Genomic DNA, 20,329 nt, shown 5'->3' with positions numbered 1-20,329 from the left:
GGCAACAGCCTCATCGCGGGATGGACCAGGGGCGTCGCCCGCGCAGGGGCTGGGCCCAGACGATCCACCAGCCGTCGCCCCGCCGATAGAGCTCGGCGGCGCCGCCCGCCCTGAAGTCCTCGGCGGTCAGCATGACCCTGCCCTGGCAGTCGCCGGGCGAGGCCGGCGGCGCGGGACCTCTAAGCACCACCACCTCCGCGTCGCGACACAGCAGGGCCAGAGCCTCACCTTCGGGGCTTCTGCGTGTCCAGGACAGGGCCAAGGGCGTTGGCGCATCGCTGTCTGGCCGGCAGCTCCAGTGGTCGCAGAGAAAACCTCCAGCGGTCATTGGCGTCAGGCCGCGCCGTCGCGCCCACAGATCCACGCCGAACCGGCGCACGTCCGGCCGTAGCACAAGGGCGGCCTGGTCCTGGCGCACGGCGGCGGTCGATCCATCCGAGGCGATCCAGATGTCGGGCGCGGGCGGCCGGGGCCACAGGGCGACGGCCAGGGCCATGGGCGCGCCGACCCAGCGCAGCCGGCCGCTCCACAGGCACAGCAGCATCACACCCAGAAAGGCGATGACCAGGGTGAAGGGCGGTCCGCTGGCCACGACGGCCTGGCCGCCCAGCGCTTCGAACCTCTGGGCGACCGCGACCATCGCCTCCACGCCCCAGCCCGCCACGCGCAGAAACGGTTCGCCCCAGTCCAGGCCCTCCAGCGCGGTGCCCACGGCCAGGAAGGGCATGATCACGAACGACGACAGCGGGGCGACGATCAGGTTGGCCGGCAGCCCCCAGACGGCGACCCGGTTGAAGTGCTGCATGGCGAAGGGCCCGGTCGCCAGCCCGGCCACGAAACTGGCGCCGATGCTGACGGCCAGCCAGGCGACGACGCCCTGGATCATCCGGATGGGCCAGGGGACGGATATTTCCCGCACCGGCCTTGGCCAGGCCTCCGCCAGGGCGATCAGCGCCGCCGTGGCCGCGAACGACATCTGGAACCCCGGCGCGCCGGCCGCTTCGGGCTGCAACAGCAGGATCAGCAGGGCCGCCAGGGCCAGTCCGTGCAAGGTCACGGCCTGGCGATCGAACAGGATGGCGGCGAAGGCCACGCTGGCCGTGATCGCGGCGCGCTCGGCGGGCGGCGGCGCGCCCGAGATCACCAGATAGCCCGTGACCGCCAGCAGGCCCGCCACGGCGGCAATCTTCTTGCCCGGCGCGCGCAGGGCCAACCACGGCCAAGCCGCGATCCCCAGCCTGGCCAAGCCAAACACGAAGCCGCCGACGATGGCCATGTGCAGGCCCGAGATCGACAGGATATGCGCCAGGCCCGAAGCCCGCATGGCCTCGGTCTGCTCGGGCGTGATCCAGGCCTCGTGACCCGTGACCATGGCCGCGCCGATGCCGCCGCTGGCGGGGCCCATGTGCTCCAGGATCCGCCTTCCCAGTCGCCAGCGGAAGGTGTTGATCGCCATGCCGGCCCGCAACCGCAACGGGGCAGGCTCCAGCTGGATCGTCCGGATCTGACCGAGCGTGAAACCCACGGCGCCGACGGAATCGAACCAGGCGTCGCGGGCGAAATCATAGGAGCCGGGCGCGGCGGGCGACGGCGGGGGCCCCAGGATCGCGCGTAGCCTCAGGCTCGCCCCCGGTTCGGGAACGTCGGCGGCGTCGATGGTCACGCGGATTCGAGTGGGGGTGTCGCGCGGCGCGAGGCCGGAGATCTGGACGGGGGCGATCAGCAGGCGGGGCCCGCCGGCGCCGGGACTGACGACATCGACGACAAAGCCTTCCACCCAGCGCGGGGCGCGCTCGCCATTGATGACCGGGGCGGACACCCGGTCGCTCCGGACCTTGCCCGCCAGGGCCCCGGCCGCGGCGAAGGTTAGGAGCGCGAGAATCACGGCCACGCCGCGCGGAGAAAAACGGCTGACGAACGCCCATGTCGCGGCGCAGACGGCCGTCAACGCGGCCAGAGCCAAGAAGGGCGGCTCGATCGGCAATTCCAGATAGCCGGCCGCGCCCAGGCCAAACCCGACAGGGCTCCAAAGCACCCAGCGATCGAGGTTGACCTCCGTCTCGTCACGGACGGCCCGGAACATCGCCGTCGGGCTAGGCCATGCGCGAACGGCCGTGCTAAGACGCGCCGCCCACGCCGCGCTCCGGCGCGAGATCCCGGCCGTCTCGGCGGCGTCCAGCCTTTCAGCATTGAGTTCGATGTCGAACCCCTCCTCCACCGCTCGCGGCGTCGTCACCCGCTTCGCCCCCTCGCCCACCGGCTTCCTGCACATCGGCGGCGCGCGCACGGCGCTGTTCAACTGGTTATATGCACGCCATACGGGTGGAAAGTTCCTTCTTCGCGTCGAGGACACCGATCGCGAGCGCTCGACCGAAGCCGCCGTCGCGGCGATCTTCGAGGGGCTGGACTGGCTGGGCCTGAAGTCCGACGAAGAGCCGGTGTTCCAGCACACCCGCGCGCCGCGCCACGCCGAGGTTGTGCAGCAACTGCTGGAGCGCGGCCGCGCCTATCGCTGCTGGATGACGGTCGAGGAACTGGAAGTCGCGCGCGAAAAGGCCCGCGCCGAAGGCCACGCCATCCGCTCGCCCTGGCGCGACGCCCCGCCGCCGGCCGATCCGTCCGCCCCGCACGTGATCCGCTTCAAGGGCCCCGCCGACGGCGAGACCCTGGTCGACGACCTGGTCAAGGGTCCGGTGACGTTCAAGAACACCGACCTCGACGATCTGGTGCTGCTGCGCGCCGACGGCGCGCCGACCTATAACCTCGCCGTCGTCGTTGACGACCACGACATGGGCGTCACCCACGTGATCCGGGGCGATGACCACCTCAACAACGCCGCCCGCCAGACCCTGATCTATCAGGCGATGGACTGGGAGTTGCCGGCCTTCGCCCACATCCCGCTGATCCACGGGCCGGACGGCGCCAAGCTGTCAAAGCGCCACGGCGCACAGGCCGTCGGCGAATTCGCCGACATGGGCTACATCCCCGAAGGCCTGCGCAACTACCTGGCTCGCCTGGGCTGGGGCCATGGCGACGACGAGGTGTTCACCGACGCCCAGGCGATCGAGTGGTTCGACGTCAAGGACGTGGTCAAGGCGCCGGCGCGCCTGGACTGGGCCAAGCTCAACCACATCAACAGCCAGCACCTGCGCCTGGCCGATGACGCCCGCCTGGCCGACCTGGTCCTCAAGGCGCTGATCGCCCAGGGAGCCAGCCTGCCGTCTGACGCGGCCGCGCGTCTGCTGGCGGTTGTCCCGCAGGTCAAGGAAGGCGCCAAGACCATCCTTGAACTGGCCGAACATTGCGCGTTCGCGCTGAAAATCCGTCCGTTCGCGCTTGAGGAAAAAACCGCCAAACAGCTGACCGAAGAGACGGTCGAGCGCCTGCGTCGCCTGCGCGACCGCCTGGCCCAGACTCCGGTATGGGAGGTCGAAGACCTGGGGACGTTGTTGAAATCCTTCGCGGAATCCGAAGGCGTCGGCTTTGGCAAATTCGGTCCGTCGCTGCGCGGCATTCTGACCGGCGGCTCGCAGGCGCCTGACCTGAACAAGATCATGGCCGCCATCGGTCGCGACGAGACACTTGGCCGTCTTGACGACGCGCTAGCTACGCGCGCATGAGGCGCTATAACGCAGCCGCGAAATGAAACTTGGACTACTCGTTCCATCCAAGAAGGGGTCTCCCGCATGACCGATAAAGCCACACTGACGATCGGCGACAAGAGCTACGACCTGCCGATCCTCAAGGGCAGCACGGGTCCGGACGTCGTCGACGTCCGCAAGTTCTACGGCGATAGCGACCACTTCACGTTCGATCCGGGCTTCACCTCGACGGCGTCCTGCGAGAGCAAGATCACCTATATCGATGGCGACGCCGGCATTTTGCTGCACCGCGGCTATCCGATCGACCAGCTGGCCGAGAAGTCCTCGTTCCTGGAAGTCTGCCACCTGCTGCTGAACGGCGAACTGCCGACGGCCGAGGAATTCGCCAAGTTCGAGCACAACATCACCTACCACACGATGTTGCACGCCCAGTTCGACAGCTTCTTCCAGGGCTTCCGCCGCGACGCCCACCCAATGGCGATCATGACCGGCGCGGTCGGCGCCCTGTCGGCCTTCTATGCCGACAGCCTGAACGTCGATGATCCCAAGCAACGCGAGATCAGCGCTCATCGCCTGATCGCCAAGATGCCGACGATCGCCGCACGCGCCTTCCAGTACAGCGTCGGCCGCCCGTTCGTGACGCCGCGCAACGAGCTGTCCTACTCGGAAAACTTCCTGCGCATGTGCTTCTCGGTGCCGGCCGAGGACTGGGTTCCCAATCCCGTCCTGACGCGCGCCATGGACCGCATCTTCATCCTGCACGCCGACCACGAGCAGAACGCCTCGACCTCGACGGTTCGCCTGGCCGGTTCGTCGGGCGCTCACCCGTTCGCCTGTATCGCCGCCGGCATCGCCTGCCTGTGGGGCCCGTCGCATGGCGGCGCCAACCAGGAAGCCCTCGAGATGCTCGAGGAAATCGGCACGGTCGAGAACATCCCCGCCTATGTGCAGGGCGTGAAGGACAAGAAGTACAAGCTGATGGGCTTCGGCCACCGCGTGTACAAGAACTTCGACCCGCGCGCCAAGGTCATGCAGAAGACCTGCTACGAAGTCCTGGAACAGCTGGGCATCAACGACCCCCTGCTGCACGTGGCCATGGAGCTGGAAAAGGTCGCCCTCAGCGACCCGTACTTCATCGAACGCAAGCTGTACCCGAACATCGACTTCTATTCGGGCATCACCCTGCGGGCGATGGGCTTCCCGACCAACATGTTCACCGTGCTGTTCGCCCTGGCCCGCACCGTCGGCTGGATCAGCCAGTGGAAGGAAATGTTCGAGGATCCCTCGCGCAAGATCGGTCGTCCGCGTCAGCTCTACACGGGCGCCACGCAGCGCGACTACAAGCCGCTGGAAAACCGCGGCTAAGTCAGCGATCCAACTTGATCTGGAAGGGCCCCGTCGCAAGGCGGGGCTTTTTCTTTGGATCAGGGCTTGAGCAGAAAACCCAGGATCTCGGCCACCGCGCGGTAGAGCGCCTCGGGGATTTCCTCGTCGATCTCGATGGTCGACAAGGCCTGCGCCAGCGCGGGGTTCTCCTCGATCGGGACACCGTGTTCGCGGGCCGTCTCGACGATCTTTTCGCCCACCCAGCCCTGGCCCGACGCGACCACCTTTGGCGCGTCCGTGCCTTCATAGAGCAGGGCGACAGCGATTTTGCCGCGTGCGCCCGGTCCGCCGACCACGCCGGTCATGACGCGCGATCCACGAAATGACCCAGTTCCACGGGCGGCGTGACGGGCGATCCCGGATGAACGGCGACTTCGGGTATCAGTTCAGCCTCGCGCAGGGCGGCGCCCAGCGACGCTTCGCCCGCGCTGAGCCGCAGCATGGTCTCGGGCCGTTCGGCCCAGAGCCCGACCCGCGCGCACGCGCCCGTCAACGCCACATGGACGTGCACCGGGCCCAGCGGCTCCACATCGATCGAGAACCGCGCGCGCCAGGTCTTTTCGATCGTCGGGCCGCCATCGGCTCCGCCGCCGCCGCCGCCATCGCGACTGACCTCGAACTGCGCCACGGCGACACCCTGGGGGGTCTGGAACGGCAGGTCGAAGACCCAGCGCTGCGACCGGGTTTCAACCGGCGCCCCGGCGTCTCCCCGGCCCTCGGGCAAGGAAGCGATCTGCAACAGTTCTTGACGGGCCAGGGCGCCGTCCGCGTCCTTCAGCAGGCGGCGCGCCAACTCGGCGGGCGCAAGGTTGGGCGGAAGGTCCGAGGGCTTGGCGGCCTGAGCCGCCGTAGGACCGCCCGCATAGGGCGGTGGCGGTCTTGGCGGGGCGGGACCGGATGCGGCGTAAGCGGCCCGCTCCCGCGAAACGCTGCCACGCGCGTCGTCCTCCGACGGAGGGGCGTCCGTTGGCGGCGCCTCGATCATGTCCTCTTCGATCAGCCCCACCATCAACAGGGGCCGGGCGGCGGCGACCGGCGGCGGGCGGGGTTGGGCCTGCTGTTGCACGGGCGGCGTGTCGCTTTCCGCCGCGAACTCTGAGGGGGGCGTCTCTTCTTCCAGCCCCCCTTCGACGGCGGCTGGCTTTGATGCTGGAGCACCAGGGACCGTTGATGGGGATTCCAGGAGCGCCCCGGTGTCGTGAGGCGCGATCGACGGCTCGCCCGTCGCGGCGGGCTCGATTGCCGGCGCCTGAACGAAGGAGGCGCTGTGGGCGTTTGAAGCCTCCGACGCGTGCGAGCCCTGAAGACCGCCGGCTGACGCCGCGGTGTAAGGCGCCTGGGACGGCGGCGCCGTCTTCAACGTGGCCGAACCGCCCTCCCCGCCCGGTTGGGCGGCGGCGGGCGTCTCGGCGAGCCACGCGCCCACCACGGCCTTGAAGACCACCAGCGCGGCCTTCATGTCCCGTCCCGCGATATCGGCAGGGCCTGAAGGATGAGATGCCTGCCCGTGCGGAGCCTGGACGGCCCGGGCCAGGCGCGCTTCCAGGAACACGCCAGATCCTTTCACGGCGTCGCGCAGGGTCCCGGCGGTCACCGGGTTCTGGATCGGCACGGCCTTTCCCAACAAGGCCCGAGCCGCCTGGCGTACCGGCTCGGGCAGGTCAGAGCGCTGCAAGGCGACGTCCAGATCGGCCATCATCGGCGCCAGACCCGACTGTCTGGACGCGGCCTGAGCGGCGGCCGTGCGAACCGCCGCCACCATCCGCTCCGCGACGGTGGGTTCAGCCAGACGCCGGGTGTCGGCGAGCGACGCCTCCGCCCGCGTGTGATGGTCCGCCGGTGCGGTGGAGGTCTGCACGGCCTCGACCGACGCCCCGTCTGTTGCGCTGACTATCTCCCCAAGAACGGCGCCGGCGTTCACGGCCGCGATTCGGGCCATGGACAGCGCCAGCAGGACCTTGGACGCATCCGCGGCGCCCCCGGGCGGCGAAACCGCGAGCACTGACGTGACAGGCGCTTTGGGCTCTATCGCCATGACGTGAGGTCTCCCGTCGCGTGCGCACCGAGAAGATTCGACTCAAAGGTAGTTAATACGGGTAAAGCGAGCGTTAACCTTGACGCCCGCGTCCGTGGTTTCATGGTTCGGTAACGGTACTCGCACCAATCTGCGCCACCAACAGGGGCGTTCAGTTTGAGCAGGCGCGGCAGATCCCGACGCTGGACAGAGATCGTCGACCATCGACGCCGCGATCTGGTATCGATTGTTCCGATGACCTTGCTGGCCGCGGGCGGCAGCGCGATCTGGCTGGGCCCGAGACCGCCCATGGCCTGGCTGGCCAGCGTGTCCCTGCTGATCTCGGTCAACTACCTCCTGTGCCGCTGGATCGCCAGACGCGGTCACGAATCCTCCGCATACGAAGCCCTCCTGGCGGGTTTCACGCTGGCCTACACCGTACTTTATGGCGCGCTGCCCATGGCTCTGGTGATGCACGGTTCCAGGACCTCGGTGCTGGCCGGAGCCGCGATGCTGGGCGCCATAGCGCTGAGCAGCACGGCCGAGTTCGTGATCTCGCGCCTGATCGGCGCCGCCTCGCTCCTGGCCCTCTTGCTGATCAGCCTGGCCTCCGCGGTTCTGGCGAACGGCGGGACGCCTATGGACCAGAGTATGTTGGCCATCGTGGCCTCGGTCGCCTTCCTGGCCTACGTGCTGCAGCATGCGATGCAGCGCGAACGCGCCGCGCGCGAGATGGCGGCGGCGCTGGATCTGGCGCGCGACAAGGAGGCCGAGGCCGAAGCCGCCAATGAGGCCAAGACCATATTTCTGGCCACCATGAGCCACGAGATCCGCACGCCGCTGAACGGCGTTCTGGGCATGGTGCAGGTCATGGAACTGGACGCCCTGTCGGAGGGCCAGCGCGACCGTCTGCGGATCGTGCGCGAATCCGGCGAGGCTCTGACCGCGATTCTCAACGATGTTCTGGACCTCTCCAAGATCGAGGCTGGAAAAGTTGAGCTGGAGACCATCGAATTCGATCTGCGTGACCTGCTAAGGGCCAGTTGCCAGACCTTCGCGATGCGAGCGGCCGAGAAGGGTCTCTCACAGGAACTGCTCGTCGACGCCGACGCCCACGGAATCTATCGCGGGGATCCAGGACGCGTGCGGCAGGTCGTTCACAATCTGCTGTCCAACGCCGTGAAGTTCACGCCCGCTGGAACGGTCAAGGTCAGCGCCCACCGTCGGCGCGACGGTGTCCGGATCTCCGTCGCAGACAGCGGACCTGGCTTCGCGGCTCATGATCACGACAAGCTGTTCGGGCGATTTGTCCAGCTGGATGCTTCAACCACCCGTCGGCACGGCGGCGCGGGTCTGGGCCTGGCGATCTGCCGGGAACTTTGCGACCTGATGGGCGGAACGATCAGCGTCGACAGTCAGGTAGGCCAGGGCGCGACCTTCATCATCGACCTGCCCCTCGTCCAGGTAACCCCGAGCCTGGAGGCGCCGTCGCACGGCGGCGCGGAGGTTCCCGCCGCTCGGTCCGCCCTTCGCGTGCTGGCGGCCGAGGACAACCGCACCAATCAGATCGTCCTCCGCGCGATGCTCCAGCAGGCGGGCATCGACCCGCTGATCGTCGAGGATGGCGCGCAGGCCGTGCAAGCCTGGCGCGACGGTGATTGGGACGCCGTGCTCATGGACATCCATATGCCGGTGATGGATGGCCTGACGGCGCTGGCCGAGATCCGTCGTCAGGAAATCCAGGCGGGACTTGGCCGCACGCCCATTATCGCGCTAACCGCCAACGCCATGAGCCATCAGGTCGCCGAACTGCTCGACGCGGGCATGGACGGTCATGTCAGCAAGCCCATCGATGTGACGCAATTGTTCGAGGCGCTGGATCGGGCGATCAGCGAGCGGGTTCAGATCCGCTAGGCCCACGTCCAGAGCGTTCGAGAAACCCCAGCAGCGCGCTGGCGGCCGCTTCCGAGGGATCGGGCATGCCTCTTCCCATCCGCTCCAGCGCGGCGTTCTGCTCGGCCACCTGGGTCGCGCGCAAGCTCGGACTGTCGAGCCGCTGGGCCAGGGCCTCAGCCAGCGCCTGACCATCAAGGTCTTTCTGAAGATATTCCGGCGCGATCGCCTTATCGGCGGCGATGTTGAACAGCGTCACCCAGCGCGGCTTGAACAGCATCTTCAGCAGGCCATAGGTGATCGCGCCGGTGCGATAGCCCACCACCATCGGACAGCCGGCCAGGGCCAGCTCGGTGGTGACGGTGCCGCTGCAGGCTAGGGCGACGGTCCCGGCGACCATGGCGTCGTCCTTGAGCGCCTCGTCCTCGATGACGTGGGCCCGGACGGGCCATCCCGCGACGCGCGCCTTGACCGCCTCGGCCACCGTAAAGGCCGTCGGCACGACGACGACCAGATCGGGACGTTCGGCCTTCAGGCGTCGCACCGCGTCCTCGAAGGCCGGCATCACCCGCTCGATCTCCGACGGGCGACTGCCCGGCAGGACCAGAAGAATAGGCTCTTCCGCCGACACGCCGATGGCGGCGCGCAGGCGCGCCGGATCGGCCCGGCTGAAATTCTTGGCCAGGGCTGAATTGCCGACGAAGACGCTCTCCAGGCCGGCGCGGTCGAAGAACGGCTTGTCCATCGGCTGGATCGACAGCAGGAAGTCGACGGCCTTGGCCAGTCCCCTCGCCCGCCCCGGCCGATACGCCCAGACCTGGGGCGCGACGTACTTCACCAGCGGCAGGGCCGGGGTCTGGCGACGCAGCGCCTGGGCCAGCCGAATGTTGAAGCCCCAGGAATCGATCAGCACGGCCACGTCGGGCTTTTCGCGCTCCGCCAGCGCCAGCGTGTCCTTCAGCCGCGCCATGGCCCGGGGATAGGCCCGCAGGCTCTCGACGATGCCGATGATCGATAGCTGGGCGATGTCGAAGGGGCTGTCGACGCCCTCGTCCGCCATCTTGGCGCCGCCGACGCCGACGAACCGCACGGCCCCAGCGCCGAGCTTCTGTTTCAGCGCCCTGGCCAGGCCGGCGCCCAGGGCGTCGCCTGAGGCCTCGGCGGCGACCAGCATCACGGTCAGGGGGCGGCTCATCCCGGGCTCCGAGGATCGACCCCCAGGACGAACAGGCCCAGATCGTCGGCGCAGGCGATCACCGCTTCACGGTCGACCACCAGCAGGCCGCCCGCTTCACCGACGATGCCCGACAGGCCCGCTCGCGCGGCGCGCTGCAGGGTGGCGACGCCGATCGTGGGCAGATCGACCCGTGTCTCCTGGATCGGCTTGGGCGCCTTGGCCAGGACGCCGCGACGACGCTCGGCCGTACCGCGAAGGGCTTGTGGAAGCTCGGCCACGCGCCGGAGCATGGCGTCGGTGCCCTCCTGGGCCTCGACCGCCAGCACCAGGCCGTCGCAGACGACAGCGCCCTGCCCCACGTCCAGCTTGCCGATCTCGCGCGCCACCAGCAGCGCGCGTTCGATGTCGTGCTGGTCTTCCGGTCGGGGCGAGCAGGCGCCGAGCACGCCGGATGGAAGGGTCATTTCCCCTCGCACCTCATGGGCGCCCTCGATGTCGAAGCCTTCCTTCTCGAATTCGTCCAGCACGCGGCGAAGCAGGGCGTCATCGCCCTGGCGAGCCGCCTTGATCAGGGCCGGAAGAACCTTCACGCCGCGCAGGTCGGGCAGCAGGGCCGCCCAATCGGGACGGCTGACGATGCCGGCGAAACAAACGACCTCGCAGCCCTCGGCCTTCAGGACCCTGAAGATCTTGCCGAACTCACCCAGCCCGACCTCGGCGCCCGGATACCGTGAGAGAGACGCCTCGGCGAAGCTGCGCAGGCGCATCACGGCGAAAGGCCGGCCGGCCGTCTCGCAATGGGCGGCCAGTTCGACGGGAAGCGCGCCCCCGCCGGCGATCAGACCAAGCTTGCGCATGGAACGAGCCTAGACCTCGCGCTCGGGCAGGCAAAGCGGACGGTTGCCGTCGGCGCGGATGAAGTCGACGATCTCCATCACCTCGGCGTTGCCAGCATGGATCTCGGCCACATCCTCCAGGCGCTCCTGGAACGTGCCTTCGTCGGCGAACAGCAGGCGATAGGCCGCGCGCAGGGCGTTGATCGCCTCGCGGCTGAAGCCCCGGCGCTTGAGCCCGACCAGGTTCAGGCCCTCGAGGTGGGCGTGGTTGCCCCACACCGAGCCATAGGGGATGACGTCCTTGGTCACGGCGGCCAGGCCGCCGATGAAGCTGTAGCGGCCGATGCGGGTGAACTGGTGCGCGGCGGCCAGGCCGCCCACGAAGACGAAGTCCCCGACGTCGACGTGGCCGCCCAGGGTCGCGCCCTTGGCCAGCACCACGTGATCGCCGACCACGCAGTCGTGCGCCACGTGCGCCTCGGCCATGTAGAAGCCGTCATGGCCCACCTGGGTGACGCCGCGACCGGACGCGGTGCCGGTGTTCATCGTCACGTGTTCGCGGATGATGTTGCGATCACCGATGACCAGTTCCGTCTTCTCGCCCTTGTAGCCCAGGTGTTGCGGCGGACCGCCCAGCGTGGTGAACGGATACACGGCGCAGCCGACGCCAAGGGTCGTGACGCCGTCGATCACCACATGGGACATCAGGCGGGTGCCGGCGCCGAGCGTGACGTCCGGGCCCACGATGCAGAAGGGCCCGATCTCGACGTCGTCAGCCAGACGGGCGCCGGGATCGACCAGGGCGGTCGGGTGAACCTGGGTCATTTGGTCGGCGTCTCCACGACCATGGCGGCGAATTCAGCCTCGGCGGCCACCTTGTCGCCTACCTTGGCCACACCCTTGAACTTGAAGATGCTGGACCGCGCGCGCGTGACCTCGACTTCCATGCGGATCACGTCGCCGGGGCGCACCGGGTTGCGGAAGCGCACGCCGTCGATCGACATGAAGAAGATGGTCTTGCCTTCGGTGTCGACTTCCAGCGACTTGCTCATCAGCACCGCGCCGGTCTGGGCCATGGCCTCGACGATCAGCACGCCGGGCATGACCGGATTGCCCGGGAAGTGGCCCTGGAAATACGGCTCGTTCATCGTCACGCACTTGATGCCGACAATGGACTGATGCGGGCGATAGTCCTCGGCGCGATCCACCAGAAGGAACGGATAGCGATGCGGAATCCTGGCGAGGATCTCGGCAATGTCGATCGCGGCTTGCGCCGGTTCGGCGACGTCTCGGCCCATACTTAGCCCCTTGTTCCCCGGCCGCCCGCCATGCGTGACAGCCATGCGGTCTCCCGGAGCCACCGCTTGAGCGGCCGCGCCGGAAATCCTGTCCATGTTTCGCCTTCGGGCACGTTCTTGAACACTGACGCCGATGCGCCAATGCTCGCGCCCGAGCCGATGGTCAAATGATCCGCGACGCCGGCCTTGCCGCCGAACGCCACGCCGTCTCCGACGACCGTGCTTCCCGACAGCCCTGTATAGGCCGCCAGGACACAATTACGACCCAGACGGACGTTGTGGGCGACATGCACCAGATTGTCGATCTTGGTGTTCTCGCCGATCGTCGTATCGCCGAAGGCGCCCCGATCCACGCAGCTGTTGGCCCCGATCGTGACGCCGTCCTGGATCACCACCCGCCCCAGTTGCGGCAGGTCGACGACACCCTTTGGGCCCCCCGCGGCGCCGAACCCAGCTTCGCCGATCACCGCGCCCGCGTGGATGCTGACGCGGTCACCGATGATGGCGAAGCCCACGACGGCATTGGCGCCGATCAGGCCGTCGCGCCCGATCGTGACACCCGGACCGATCACGGCGCCCGGCGACAGGCGCGTGCCCCGTCCGATCCGCGCGCCCTGCCCGATCACGACACCGGGCGACAGCTGGACGCCGGCCTCGAGTTCGCAGTCGGGATGGATCGCGGGGGCGCGCGGCTCGTGACGACGCGGCGCGTGCAGCCGGCCTGCCGCCGCGGCCCAGGCCGCCTGCGGATGCGGCGTCAGCAGCGCCACACAGCCCGGGGCCAGGAATTCCTGGTGTTCAGCGCGCACGAAACACGCCGCCGCTCGGGTGGACGCCGCTATGTCGCGCCGCTTGGCGTCGGAGAAGAAGGTGATCGCGCCGTCATCAGCGGCGTCCAGCGGCGCGACATGACCCACCAGACGCCCGGCGAAAGCGGGATCGGAGATCACCGCGCCGCCAAGGCGCGCCAGTTCTGAGAGCGGCGCCGGACCCAGGTCATCGAAGAAGCGTGGGTCCGGCATCTAGTCCTCTCGGCGGACGGCCCGGGCGAGGCCCGGGCCGACTCGCTTACTTATTGGTCGGCTGGAGAGCTTGAGCGCCCGGAACCGCTTGGTCCAGACGTTCGCGATCGAAGGTCAGCGTCTTGATGCGGGCGTTCAGGGCGGCCACGACGGCGTCGGTGATGTCCATGGCCGGATTGGCCAGCAGGACCGACTCGCGATCGACCAGCATGCCGCAGGTGCGCTGTTGGTAGACCTGCTTGATGGCCGGATCGAGCTCTTGATAGACGCGGGCCAGCGCCTTCTGCTCGGTGGCCTCGACTTCCTTCTGGCGCAGTTGGCCCTTGCGCTGCCAGGCATTGGCCTTGGCTTGCAGGGTTGCCGCCTGGGCCTCGAGGGCGTCCTGGGCCATGGTCGCCTTCTTGGCGTCAAGCGACTTGGCTTCGGCGTCGATCGCGGTGCGTTCGCCGGTCAGTTCGGCGTTCACTTGCTGGATGATCGTCTTCAGACGCGCATCCACGGCCGCGCCGACCTGCGAGGCGCCGACGGCGCGCTGGCTCGAGAAGATGCAGACGCCGGGAATGGCGGCACCGTGCGAGATCGCCGGGGCGGCGGGCGCGGCCGGAGCCGTCTGCGCCATGGCGCTGGTCGAGATGGCGATGGCGACGACGCTCGAAGCGGCCGCGAACAGGAACTTGGAGGTCATGATCATTGGAACCTTGTGGAGGTGGAGAACCGGAAAGTTTCGGTCCGGTCGTAGTTTTCCTTGGCGAGGATCTTGCTGAAGTCGAACCGGATCGGGCCCATGGGCGACTTCCAGTCGATGCTGAGACCCGCCGAAGCGCGAAGGGCGAGATTGTCGCGGATATTGGGGTCGAAGACGCCCGTCGAGGACTGACGGTCGACGTCGTCGAGCAGGCCGGCGGTGCCGAAATCACTGAAGACGGCGGCCTTGATGCCGTACTGCTCGGGCAGCAGGGTCGGAACGGTCAGCTCGAACGTACCGATGGCGTAGAGCTTCGCGCCCATCGAGTTGGTGGTGGTCGAGATATCGCGCGGACCGATACCGGCCGTCTCGAAGCCGCGGAAATTGGTGCCACCCTTGTAGAAGCGGTCGTTGATGCGGACGTTGTCGCCGCCCCAGCCCTCGATATAGCCGGCCGAACCGGTCGCGCTGAAGATGAAGTCCTTGTTGAAGCCCCAGTACCAACCGGCGTCGGTCTCGGTCCTCAGGTACTTCACGTCGCCGCCGAAGCCCGCCAGATCCTGGTTCAGGTCGGCGAACCAGCCACGCGTCGGCTGGATCGGGTCGTTACGCTTGTCGATCCGCAGTCCGTAGCCGACCAGCGAGGTCATGTAGGCGCCGCGCTGCAGGCACAGGATCTGTGACACCGAGCCGCTGCTGCACAGCCCGTCAGAGACGCTCACCTCGTCGCGGCGCAGGGTGTAGCGCATGCTCATCGAGGCGTTCTGGGTCAGCGGGAAGCCGACGCGAATATTGCCGCCAACCGAGCTGGTGTCATAGGCGGCGTAGTCGCTCAGATCGTATCGGAAGGAATACAGATCGACGCCCGCCACCAGGTTGCGGTTCAGGAAGCGCGGCTCGGTGAAGGCGAAGTCGACTTGCTGACGCAGCGAACCGACCGAGATCCGGCCCCGCATGTTCTGGCCGCGACCGCGGAAGTTCCGTTCGGTGATGCCAACGTCCAGGACCAGCTTGTCGACCGAGCTGTAGCCGGCGCTGAACGACAGCTCGCCGGTGGGTTGCTCCTCGACCTTAACGCGCAGGGCGGTGCGGTCGGGCGCGGAACCCGGAATTTCCTCGATGTCGACTTCCTTGAAGAAGCCGAGACGACGGATGTTGTTCTTCGAACGGTCGACCAGAACGCGGTTATAGGCGTCGCCTTCGGCCACTTCGAGTTCGCGGCGCAGGACGTAGTCCAGCGTGCGGGTGTTGCCGACGATGTCGATGCGGTCGACATAGACGCGCGGTCCTTCGCGAACCTGGAACACCACGTCCACGGTGTTGGTCTCGCGGTTGGGCACATAGCGCGGGCGCACGTCGACGAAGGCGAAGCCGGCGGCGCCGGCCGCGAAGGTCAGGCGTCGGTCGCCTGCTCGATGCGTTCGTCTTCGTACAGCTGGCCGGCGCGGATCGGCAGGATCTGGGCCAGCAGCGTACCGTCAAGTTTCTTCAGTTCAGTCTCGACCGTGATCTTGCCGAACTTGTACTTCGGACCCTCTTCCAGGGTGTAGGTGACGGCGAAGCCATTCTTGTCGGGCGCCAGTTCGGCCACCGACGAGATGACACGGAAGTCGAAATATCCGCGGTTGCGATAGTGCTTGCGCAGCTGTTCGCGGTCGTACTCGATCCGGTCAGGGTCATAGTTGTCGTTGCTGGTCAGGAACTTGTACCAGTGCGACTCCTTGGTCACGACCACGTCGCGCAGGTCGTTGTCCGAGAACTCGGAATTGCCCAGGAAGTTGATCCCCAGAACGCCGCTCTTGGGACCTTCGTTGATCTCGAACACCAGATCGACGCGCTTCTGCGGCAGTTCCACGACCTTGGGGGTCACGGTCGCCGAGATGCGGCCCGAACGGCGATAGAGTTCGATGATGCGCTGAACGTCGGCCTGAACCTTGGCGCGGGTGAAGATGCCGCGCGGGCGGATCTGCACTTCGTCCTTCAGCTTGTCTTCCTTCAGGGACGAATTCCCCTCGAAGACCACCTGATTGATGATCGGGTTTTCGACGACCTTGACGATCAGGTCGCCCGACAGCATCTCGATCTTCACGTCGGCGAAGAGGTCGGTGCGCGCCAGGGTCTTGAGGGCAAGGTCAAGTCGCGCAGCGTCAACCGTGTCGCCCGGCTGGATCGGCAGATAGGACATCACCGTGCCCTGCTCGATCCGCTCGTTGCCCTGGATCACGATCCGTTGCACGACGCCGGACTGCGCCGCCGCCTGCGCGAAGGCCGCTTCGGGCGCGACCAGCGCGCTGGAGCCGAAGAGAAGCGCCAGACCGGTGGCGAACGCGGCGCTATGGGCGCGAAGATTGTTCATGGGACCATTCATGGACGAAGAGCGGGCGTTCACGTGAACAGGCCGCCGATGAATTTGAACACGTCGTAGCGGTTGAGGTCGTTCCACGCCGCGAACAGCATGAAACCCAGGATCAGCGCAAGCCCCGCCCGGAAACCAGCGGCCTGGAAATCGGCGCGCAGGGGACGTTTGGCGATGGCCTCATAAGCATACATCAGCAGGTGACCGCCATCGAGGACGGGAATAGGCAGCAGGTTCATGAAGCCGATGCTGACCGACAGGCTGCCGATCAGGACCGTCAGGCCGACCATGCCGCCCAGCAGTTGCGACGCCAGATCAGGCGCGCCGGCGGCGCCGGCCTTGGCCACCGCGCCCGCCGTATGTCCGATGCCTATCAGGCCGCTGATCTGGTCGGCGGGCACCTGACCGCGCACCAGGCGTCCCAGATAGTAGGCGATGGTCTTAAGCATATCCCACACCGCGTCGCAGGCGGCCGGGACGGCTTCGAAGATCGTCGGCTTGACCAGGGTCGGGCGCGAGCGGCTCTCCAGCCCCAGGGCGCCGACCTTCACGCGGCCGGAAATCTTGTCGACGCGCTCGACCAGGCGCGGCGTGGCCGTCAGCACGACCGATTGGGCGCCGCGCTCGACCGTGAAGCGGATCGGCACGTCGGCGCGAAGGGTGGTGTATTGCTGCAGGTCCTGGAACGAACCGATACGCTTGCTGTCGGCCCGAACGATCAGATCGCCCGCCTGGAAGCCGGCGGCCTCGGCGGCGCCGCCCGGGATCACGCGATCAACGCGCGCGGGATTGGTGATCTGGCCATAGGTGGCGAACAGGATTGTGAAGATCACGATCGCCAGGGCGAAATTGGCCATCGGCCCAGCCGCCGCGATGATCGCGCGCTGCCAGATGGGCTTGAAATGGAAGTAGCGGTGGACCGCCTCCTCCCCTTCGTGGGCGACAATCGAGCGCTTCATGGCCGCCAGATCGTTCTGGTCGGGAACGCTGGCGGCGTTCTCGTCGCCCGAGAACCGCACATAGCCGCCGAGCGGAATCGCGGCCAGACGCCACTCGACGCCGGACTTGTCGCGCCAGGAGGCCAGGGCGGGCCCGAAACCCAGGGAAAAACAGTCGATCGCAACGCCACAGGCGCGCGCCGCCCAGAAGTGTCCGAGCTCGTGGATCGTCACGACGATCGACAGCACGAACACCGTGGATACGACAAAGATCAAGACGTCGATCATGAAGGCAGCGGTCTCCGCGTCAGTTCCGTTGACGCTTCTGCGCGACAACCTCGGCCGCAATGCGGCGGGCGCTGGCGTCCGTCATCATCGCGCTCTCAAGCGGATCGGTAGAGGCGTCTTCCAGGGTCCCGAGACTGTTCATGCGATCAAGGGTCCCCGCCACCGAGGCGGCAATATCCAGAAAGCCGATCTGGCGGTCAAGGAAGGCCGCCACGGCCATCTCGTTGGCCGCGTTCATAGCAGCCGGAGCGCCGCCGCCTAGCCGCATCGCCTCGCGGGCGATGGCGATCGACGGAAAACGTTCCAGGTCCGGGGCCTCGAAGGTCAGTTGGCCATAGGCCGCAAGGTCGAGTCTCGGGGCCGGCCATGGCAGCCGGTCGGGCCAGGAAAAGGCGCAGGCGATGGGCGCGCGCATGTCCGGCGGACCCAGCTGAGCCAGGGTGGACCCATCGGCGTATTCCACCAGGCTGTGAATCACGGACTGCGGGTGGATCACGACGTCGATGCGCTCTTCCGGGGTGTCGAACAGGTAGGACGCCTCGATCATCTCGAGGCCCTTGTTCATCATGGAGGCGGAATCGACCGAAATCTTGGCGCCCATCGACCAGTTGGGGTGGGCGACGGCCTGTTCAGGTGTGGCGAGCGCCATCTGCTCGCGCGTCCAGGTGCGAAAAGGTCCGCCCGAGGCCGTCAGGATCAAGCGCGAGACCCGCGAGATGCAAGCCGGCTGCAAGACCTGAAAGATGGCCGAATGTTCCGAATCGACCGGGATCACCGATCCGCCGGCTTCGCGGGCGATTCGCAGCAGGGCCGGGCCCGCGCAGACCAGACTTTCCTTGTTGGCCAGAGCGATCACCGCCCCCGTCCGCGCGGCCGACAGGGTCGGCGCCAGGCCTGCGGCTCCAACGATGGCCGACATCACCCAGTCAGCGCCCATGGCGGCCGCCTCGACGACAGCTGCGGCGCCGGCGGCCGCGCGGACGCCCGTGCCTTCCAGCCCGGCGCGCAGGGCTTCCAGGCAGCTCTCGTCGTCGATCACCGCCACGAGGGGACGCCATTGTATCGCTTGTTCGATCAGGCGCTGGACATTGCGCCCCGCCGTCAGGGCCAGGATCTCGACCGGCGCCTTCGAAGCCTCGAACAGGCTCAGCGTCGAAACGCCGATCGAACCCGTCGATCCCAGGACGACCACCTTGCGAAGACGGGTCAATGGGCCCATCCGGCCAGATAGATCAGGCGCACGCCGGCGATGACGATCGCGGCGAACATCAGGCCGTCCACCCGATCCAGCATGCCGCCGTGGCCGGGGATGAGGTCACCGGAATCCTTCACGCCGAACCGGCGCTTGAGCATCGATTCCCAAAGATCGCCCATCATTGTGGCCAGGCCTCCAAGCAGGCCAATCAAGGCGGCGACCGGCCAGGTCAGGTTCATGTCTGGCAGGGCCGGCAGCCCTACGGCCAGGGCGTCGATACCGATCGCGGCCAGGGACGAAGCCACGAGCCCGCCAAAGAAGCCGGACCAGGTCTTGTTGGGCGAAAACTTCGGCCACAGCTTGGGGCCTTTCAGGATGCTGCCGGCCACGAAGGCGAAGATGTCGGCGAACCAGGTCACCGCGAACAGCAGCAGCGTCCAGCTCAAACCCGCATCCAGCAGGCGCAGCCAGATCAGCGCGATGCAGGAGGGCGCGATATAGATCACGCCATAGGCGGCGTCGGCCCGGCGCTCGACAGCGCCGCGCGCCAGAAGGCCAGCCAGGATCGCGCCGACAACCAGCAGCGGACCGGTCAGGTAATAATGGCCGAGAAACGCGGCCACCAGCGCCACCAGGCTGGCCGCGCCGATGGCCAGGGCCACGCCGATCGGCGCCTTGGGGGCGCTCATCATACCCCATTCGCGCGCCAGCAGCGCGACGCAGACGGCGATCAGGGCCAGGTACCAAACGCCGCCAAACCACACGGCGGCCACGACTGTAGGCACGAGCACGGTGGCTGAGAGCACCCGCACCCGAAGATTGATCCAGTTAAAGCGCTTAGCCGGCGACGGCGACGTCATCGGCAGCAATGCCTCCATAGCGCCGATCGCGCCCGCGGTATTCCGCGATGGCCGCCGAAAGCGCCTCAGGTCCATAGTCGGGCCAGAGAACGTCCTGGAAGACGAGCTCGGCATAGGCGCATTCCCAGAGCAGGAAATTCGAGATTCGACGCTCGCCGCTCGTGCGTACGATCAGGTCCGGAGCCGGAGCCGACGAGGTCGACAGGCGCCGCTCGAACACCGCTTCGTCGAGGTCAGCGGCCTTGGCCTCGCCCCGCTCCACCGCTTCGGCGAACGCGCGGGCGGCGTCGGTGATATCCGCGCGGCCGCCATAGTTGAACGCGACCTGCAATATGAACCGCGTATTGTGAGCGGTGCGACGCTCCGCCCGCTCGATGATCTGCAGGATGTCGGGCGCCAGCCCCGTGCGCCGTCCGATAATCCTTACACGGACACCCTCACGCGCGAGACGTTCAAGGTCGGATTCGACATAGGCCTTGAGCAGGCCCATCAACTCGGAGACCTCGTGGGCGGGTCGGCTCCAGTTCTCGGTCGAGAAGCCGAAGACGGTCAGAACGCCGACGTCCAGGGTCGGCGCGGCCTCGACGGTGCGCTTCAGCGCCGCCACGCCCGCGCGATGCCCAAGCGCGCGCGGCATGCCACGCCGATTGGCCCAGCGACCATTCCCATCCATGATGATGGCCACGTGCAGGGGCCGACCCGACGCATCGCCCCCAGCGCGCGTCGAAACATCCTGCGGGCCGGTCGTCGGCGACATTCGCTTCAAGCCTTCCATGATC

16 protein-coding genes and 1 pseudogene are annotated in these 20,329 nt (G+C 67.5%); 3 read left to right on the top strand and 14 right to left on the bottom strand.

Annotated elements, in window-relative coordinates:
• Positions 1-10: 10 nt before the first annotated feature.
• Positions 11-2,083, bottom strand: coding sequence for a ComEC/Rec2 family competence protein (locus ACQY9P_RS18010; RefSeq protein ID WP_421738302.1), 2,073 nt, complete (start codon positions 2,081-2,083; stop codon positions 11-13).
• A 115-nt stretch (positions 2,084-2,198) separates the two neighbouring features.
• On the opposite strand from ACQY9P_RS18010, the gene gltX reads away from it, so the two are divergent.
• Positions 2,199-3,620 carry a glutamate--tRNA ligase gene (gene gltX, locus ACQY9P_RS18005; RefSeq protein WP_421737854.1) on the top strand — a complete coding sequence of 474 codons (1,422 nt, stop codon included), beginning with the start codon at positions 2,199-2,201 and terminating at the stop codon, positions 3,618-3,620.
• Positions 3,621-3,686: 66 nt separating this feature from the next.
• Positions 3,687-4,967, top strand: a complete 1,281-nt coding sequence (gltA, locus tag ACQY9P_RS18000) for a citrate synthase (protein ID WP_421737855.1) — start codon at positions 3,687-3,689, stop codon at positions 4,965-4,967.
• A 59-nt stretch (positions 4,968-5,026) separates the two neighbouring features.
• Here gltA and ACQY9P_RS17995 read toward each other — a convergent pair whose 3' ends face one another.
• A complete protein-coding gene (locus ACQY9P_RS17995) occupies positions 5,027-5,293 on the bottom strand; it encodes an EscU/YscU/HrcU family type III secretion system export apparatus switch protein (protein ID WP_421737856.1) in 267 nt (88 codons plus the stop codon).
• Entirely contained in the window at positions 5,290-6,927 is a 1,638-nt protein-coding gene (locus ACQY9P_RS17990) for a flagellar hook-length control protein FliK (RefSeq protein WP_421737857.1), read from the bottom strand. Before ACQY9P_RS17990 ends, ACQY9P_RS17995 begins: the two co-directional genes overlap by 4 nt.
• A gap of 330 nt (positions 6,928-7,257) precedes the next feature.
• Between ACQY9P_RS17990 and ACQY9P_RS17985 the strand changes: the two genes are divergently transcribed.
• The gene (locus ACQY9P_RS17985) at positions 7,258-8,916 is read left to right on the top strand and encodes an ATP-binding protein (protein ID WP_421737858.1); all 1,659 of its coding nucleotides are present in this window, start codon (positions 7,258-7,260) and stop codon (positions 8,914-8,916) included.
• Here ACQY9P_RS17985 and lpxB read toward each other — a convergent pair.
• The 11 genes and pseudogenes from lpxB to uppS all read right to left on the bottom strand — a co-directional run bounded on the left by lpxB (position 8,891) and on the right by uppS (position 20,307).
• Positions 8,891-10,090: a lipid-A-disaccharide synthase gene (gene lpxB, locus ACQY9P_RS17980; RefSeq protein WP_421737859.1), complete on the bottom strand. Its 1,200-nt coding sequence runs from the start codon at positions 10,088-10,090 to the stop codon at positions 8,891-8,893. The two genes, ACQY9P_RS17985 and lpxB, sit on opposite strands and share 26 nt — an antisense overlap.
• Positions 10,087-10,929: a UDP-2,3-diacylglucosamine diphosphatase gene (gene lpxI / locus ACQY9P_RS17975; protein WP_421737860.1), complete on the bottom strand. Its 843-nt coding sequence runs from the start codon at positions 10,927-10,929 to the stop codon at positions 10,087-10,089. The genes lpxB and lpxI overlap by 4 nt, the downstream gene beginning before the upstream one ends.
• Before the next feature lie 9 nt (positions 10,930-10,938).
• A complete protein-coding gene (gene lpxA / locus ACQY9P_RS17970) occupies positions 10,939-11,733 on the bottom strand; it encodes an acyl-ACP--UDP-N-acetylglucosamine O-acyltransferase (RefSeq protein ID WP_421737861.1) in 795 nt (264 codons plus the stop codon).
• A complete protein-coding gene (gene fabZ / locus ACQY9P_RS17965; RefSeq protein ID WP_421737862.1) occupies positions 11,730-12,206 on the bottom strand; it encodes a 3-hydroxyacyl-ACP dehydratase FabZ in 477 nt (158 codons plus the stop codon). The genes lpxA and fabZ overlap by 4 nt, the downstream gene beginning before the upstream one ends.
• A gap of 2 nt (positions 12,207-12,208) precedes the next feature.
• On the bottom strand, positions 12,209-13,228 hold the full coding sequence (gene lpxD / locus ACQY9P_RS17960; protein ID WP_421737863.1) for a UDP-3-O-(3-hydroxymyristoyl)glucosamine N-acyltransferase: 1,020 nt from the start codon (positions 13,226-13,228) through the stop codon (positions 12,209-12,211).
• Positions 13,229-13,274: 46 nt separating this feature from the next.
• On the bottom strand, positions 13,275-13,913 hold the full coding sequence (locus ACQY9P_RS17955) for an OmpH family outer membrane protein (protein WP_421738303.1): 639 nt from the start codon (positions 13,911-13,913) through the stop codon (positions 13,275-13,277).
• Between the two features lie 2 nt (positions 13,914-13,915).
• Positions 13,916-16,281, bottom strand: a pseudogene (gene bamA, locus ACQY9P_RS17950) (outer membrane protein assembly factor BamA).
• 17 nt (positions 16,282-16,298) lie between these two features.
• Positions 16,299-17,495 carry a M50 family metallopeptidase gene (locus ACQY9P_RS17945; protein ID WP_421737865.1) on the bottom strand — a complete coding sequence of 399 codons (1,197 nt, stop codon included), beginning with the start codon at positions 17,493-17,495 and terminating at the stop codon, positions 16,299-16,301.
• 19 nt (positions 17,496-17,514) lie between these two features.
• A complete protein-coding gene (gene dxr / locus ACQY9P_RS17940; protein ID WP_421737866.1) occupies positions 17,515-18,714 on the bottom strand; it encodes a 1-deoxy-D-xylulose-5-phosphate reductoisomerase in 1,200 nt (399 codons plus the stop codon).
• Entirely contained in the window at positions 18,702-19,550 is an 849-nt protein-coding gene (locus tag ACQY9P_RS17935) for a phosphatidate cytidylyltransferase (protein ID WP_421737867.1), read from the bottom strand. Before ACQY9P_RS17935 ends, dxr begins: the two co-directional genes overlap by 13 nt.
• Positions 19,528-20,307, bottom strand: a complete 780-nt coding sequence (uppS, locus tag ACQY9P_RS17930; RefSeq protein WP_421737868.1) for a polyprenyl diphosphate synthase — start codon at positions 20,305-20,307, stop codon at positions 19,528-19,530. The genes ACQY9P_RS17935 and uppS overlap by 23 nt, the downstream gene beginning before the upstream one ends.
• Positions 20,308-20,329: the final 22 nt, after the last annotated feature.

Source organism: Caulobacter sp., from assembly GCF_965279145.1.
Classification (GTDB): domain Bacteria; phylum Pseudomonadota; class Alphaproteobacteria; order Caulobacterales; family Caulobacteraceae; genus Caulobacter.
Note: the sequence above shows the minus strand (reverse complement) of the source record. Positions and strands in the feature narration are given on the sequence as shown.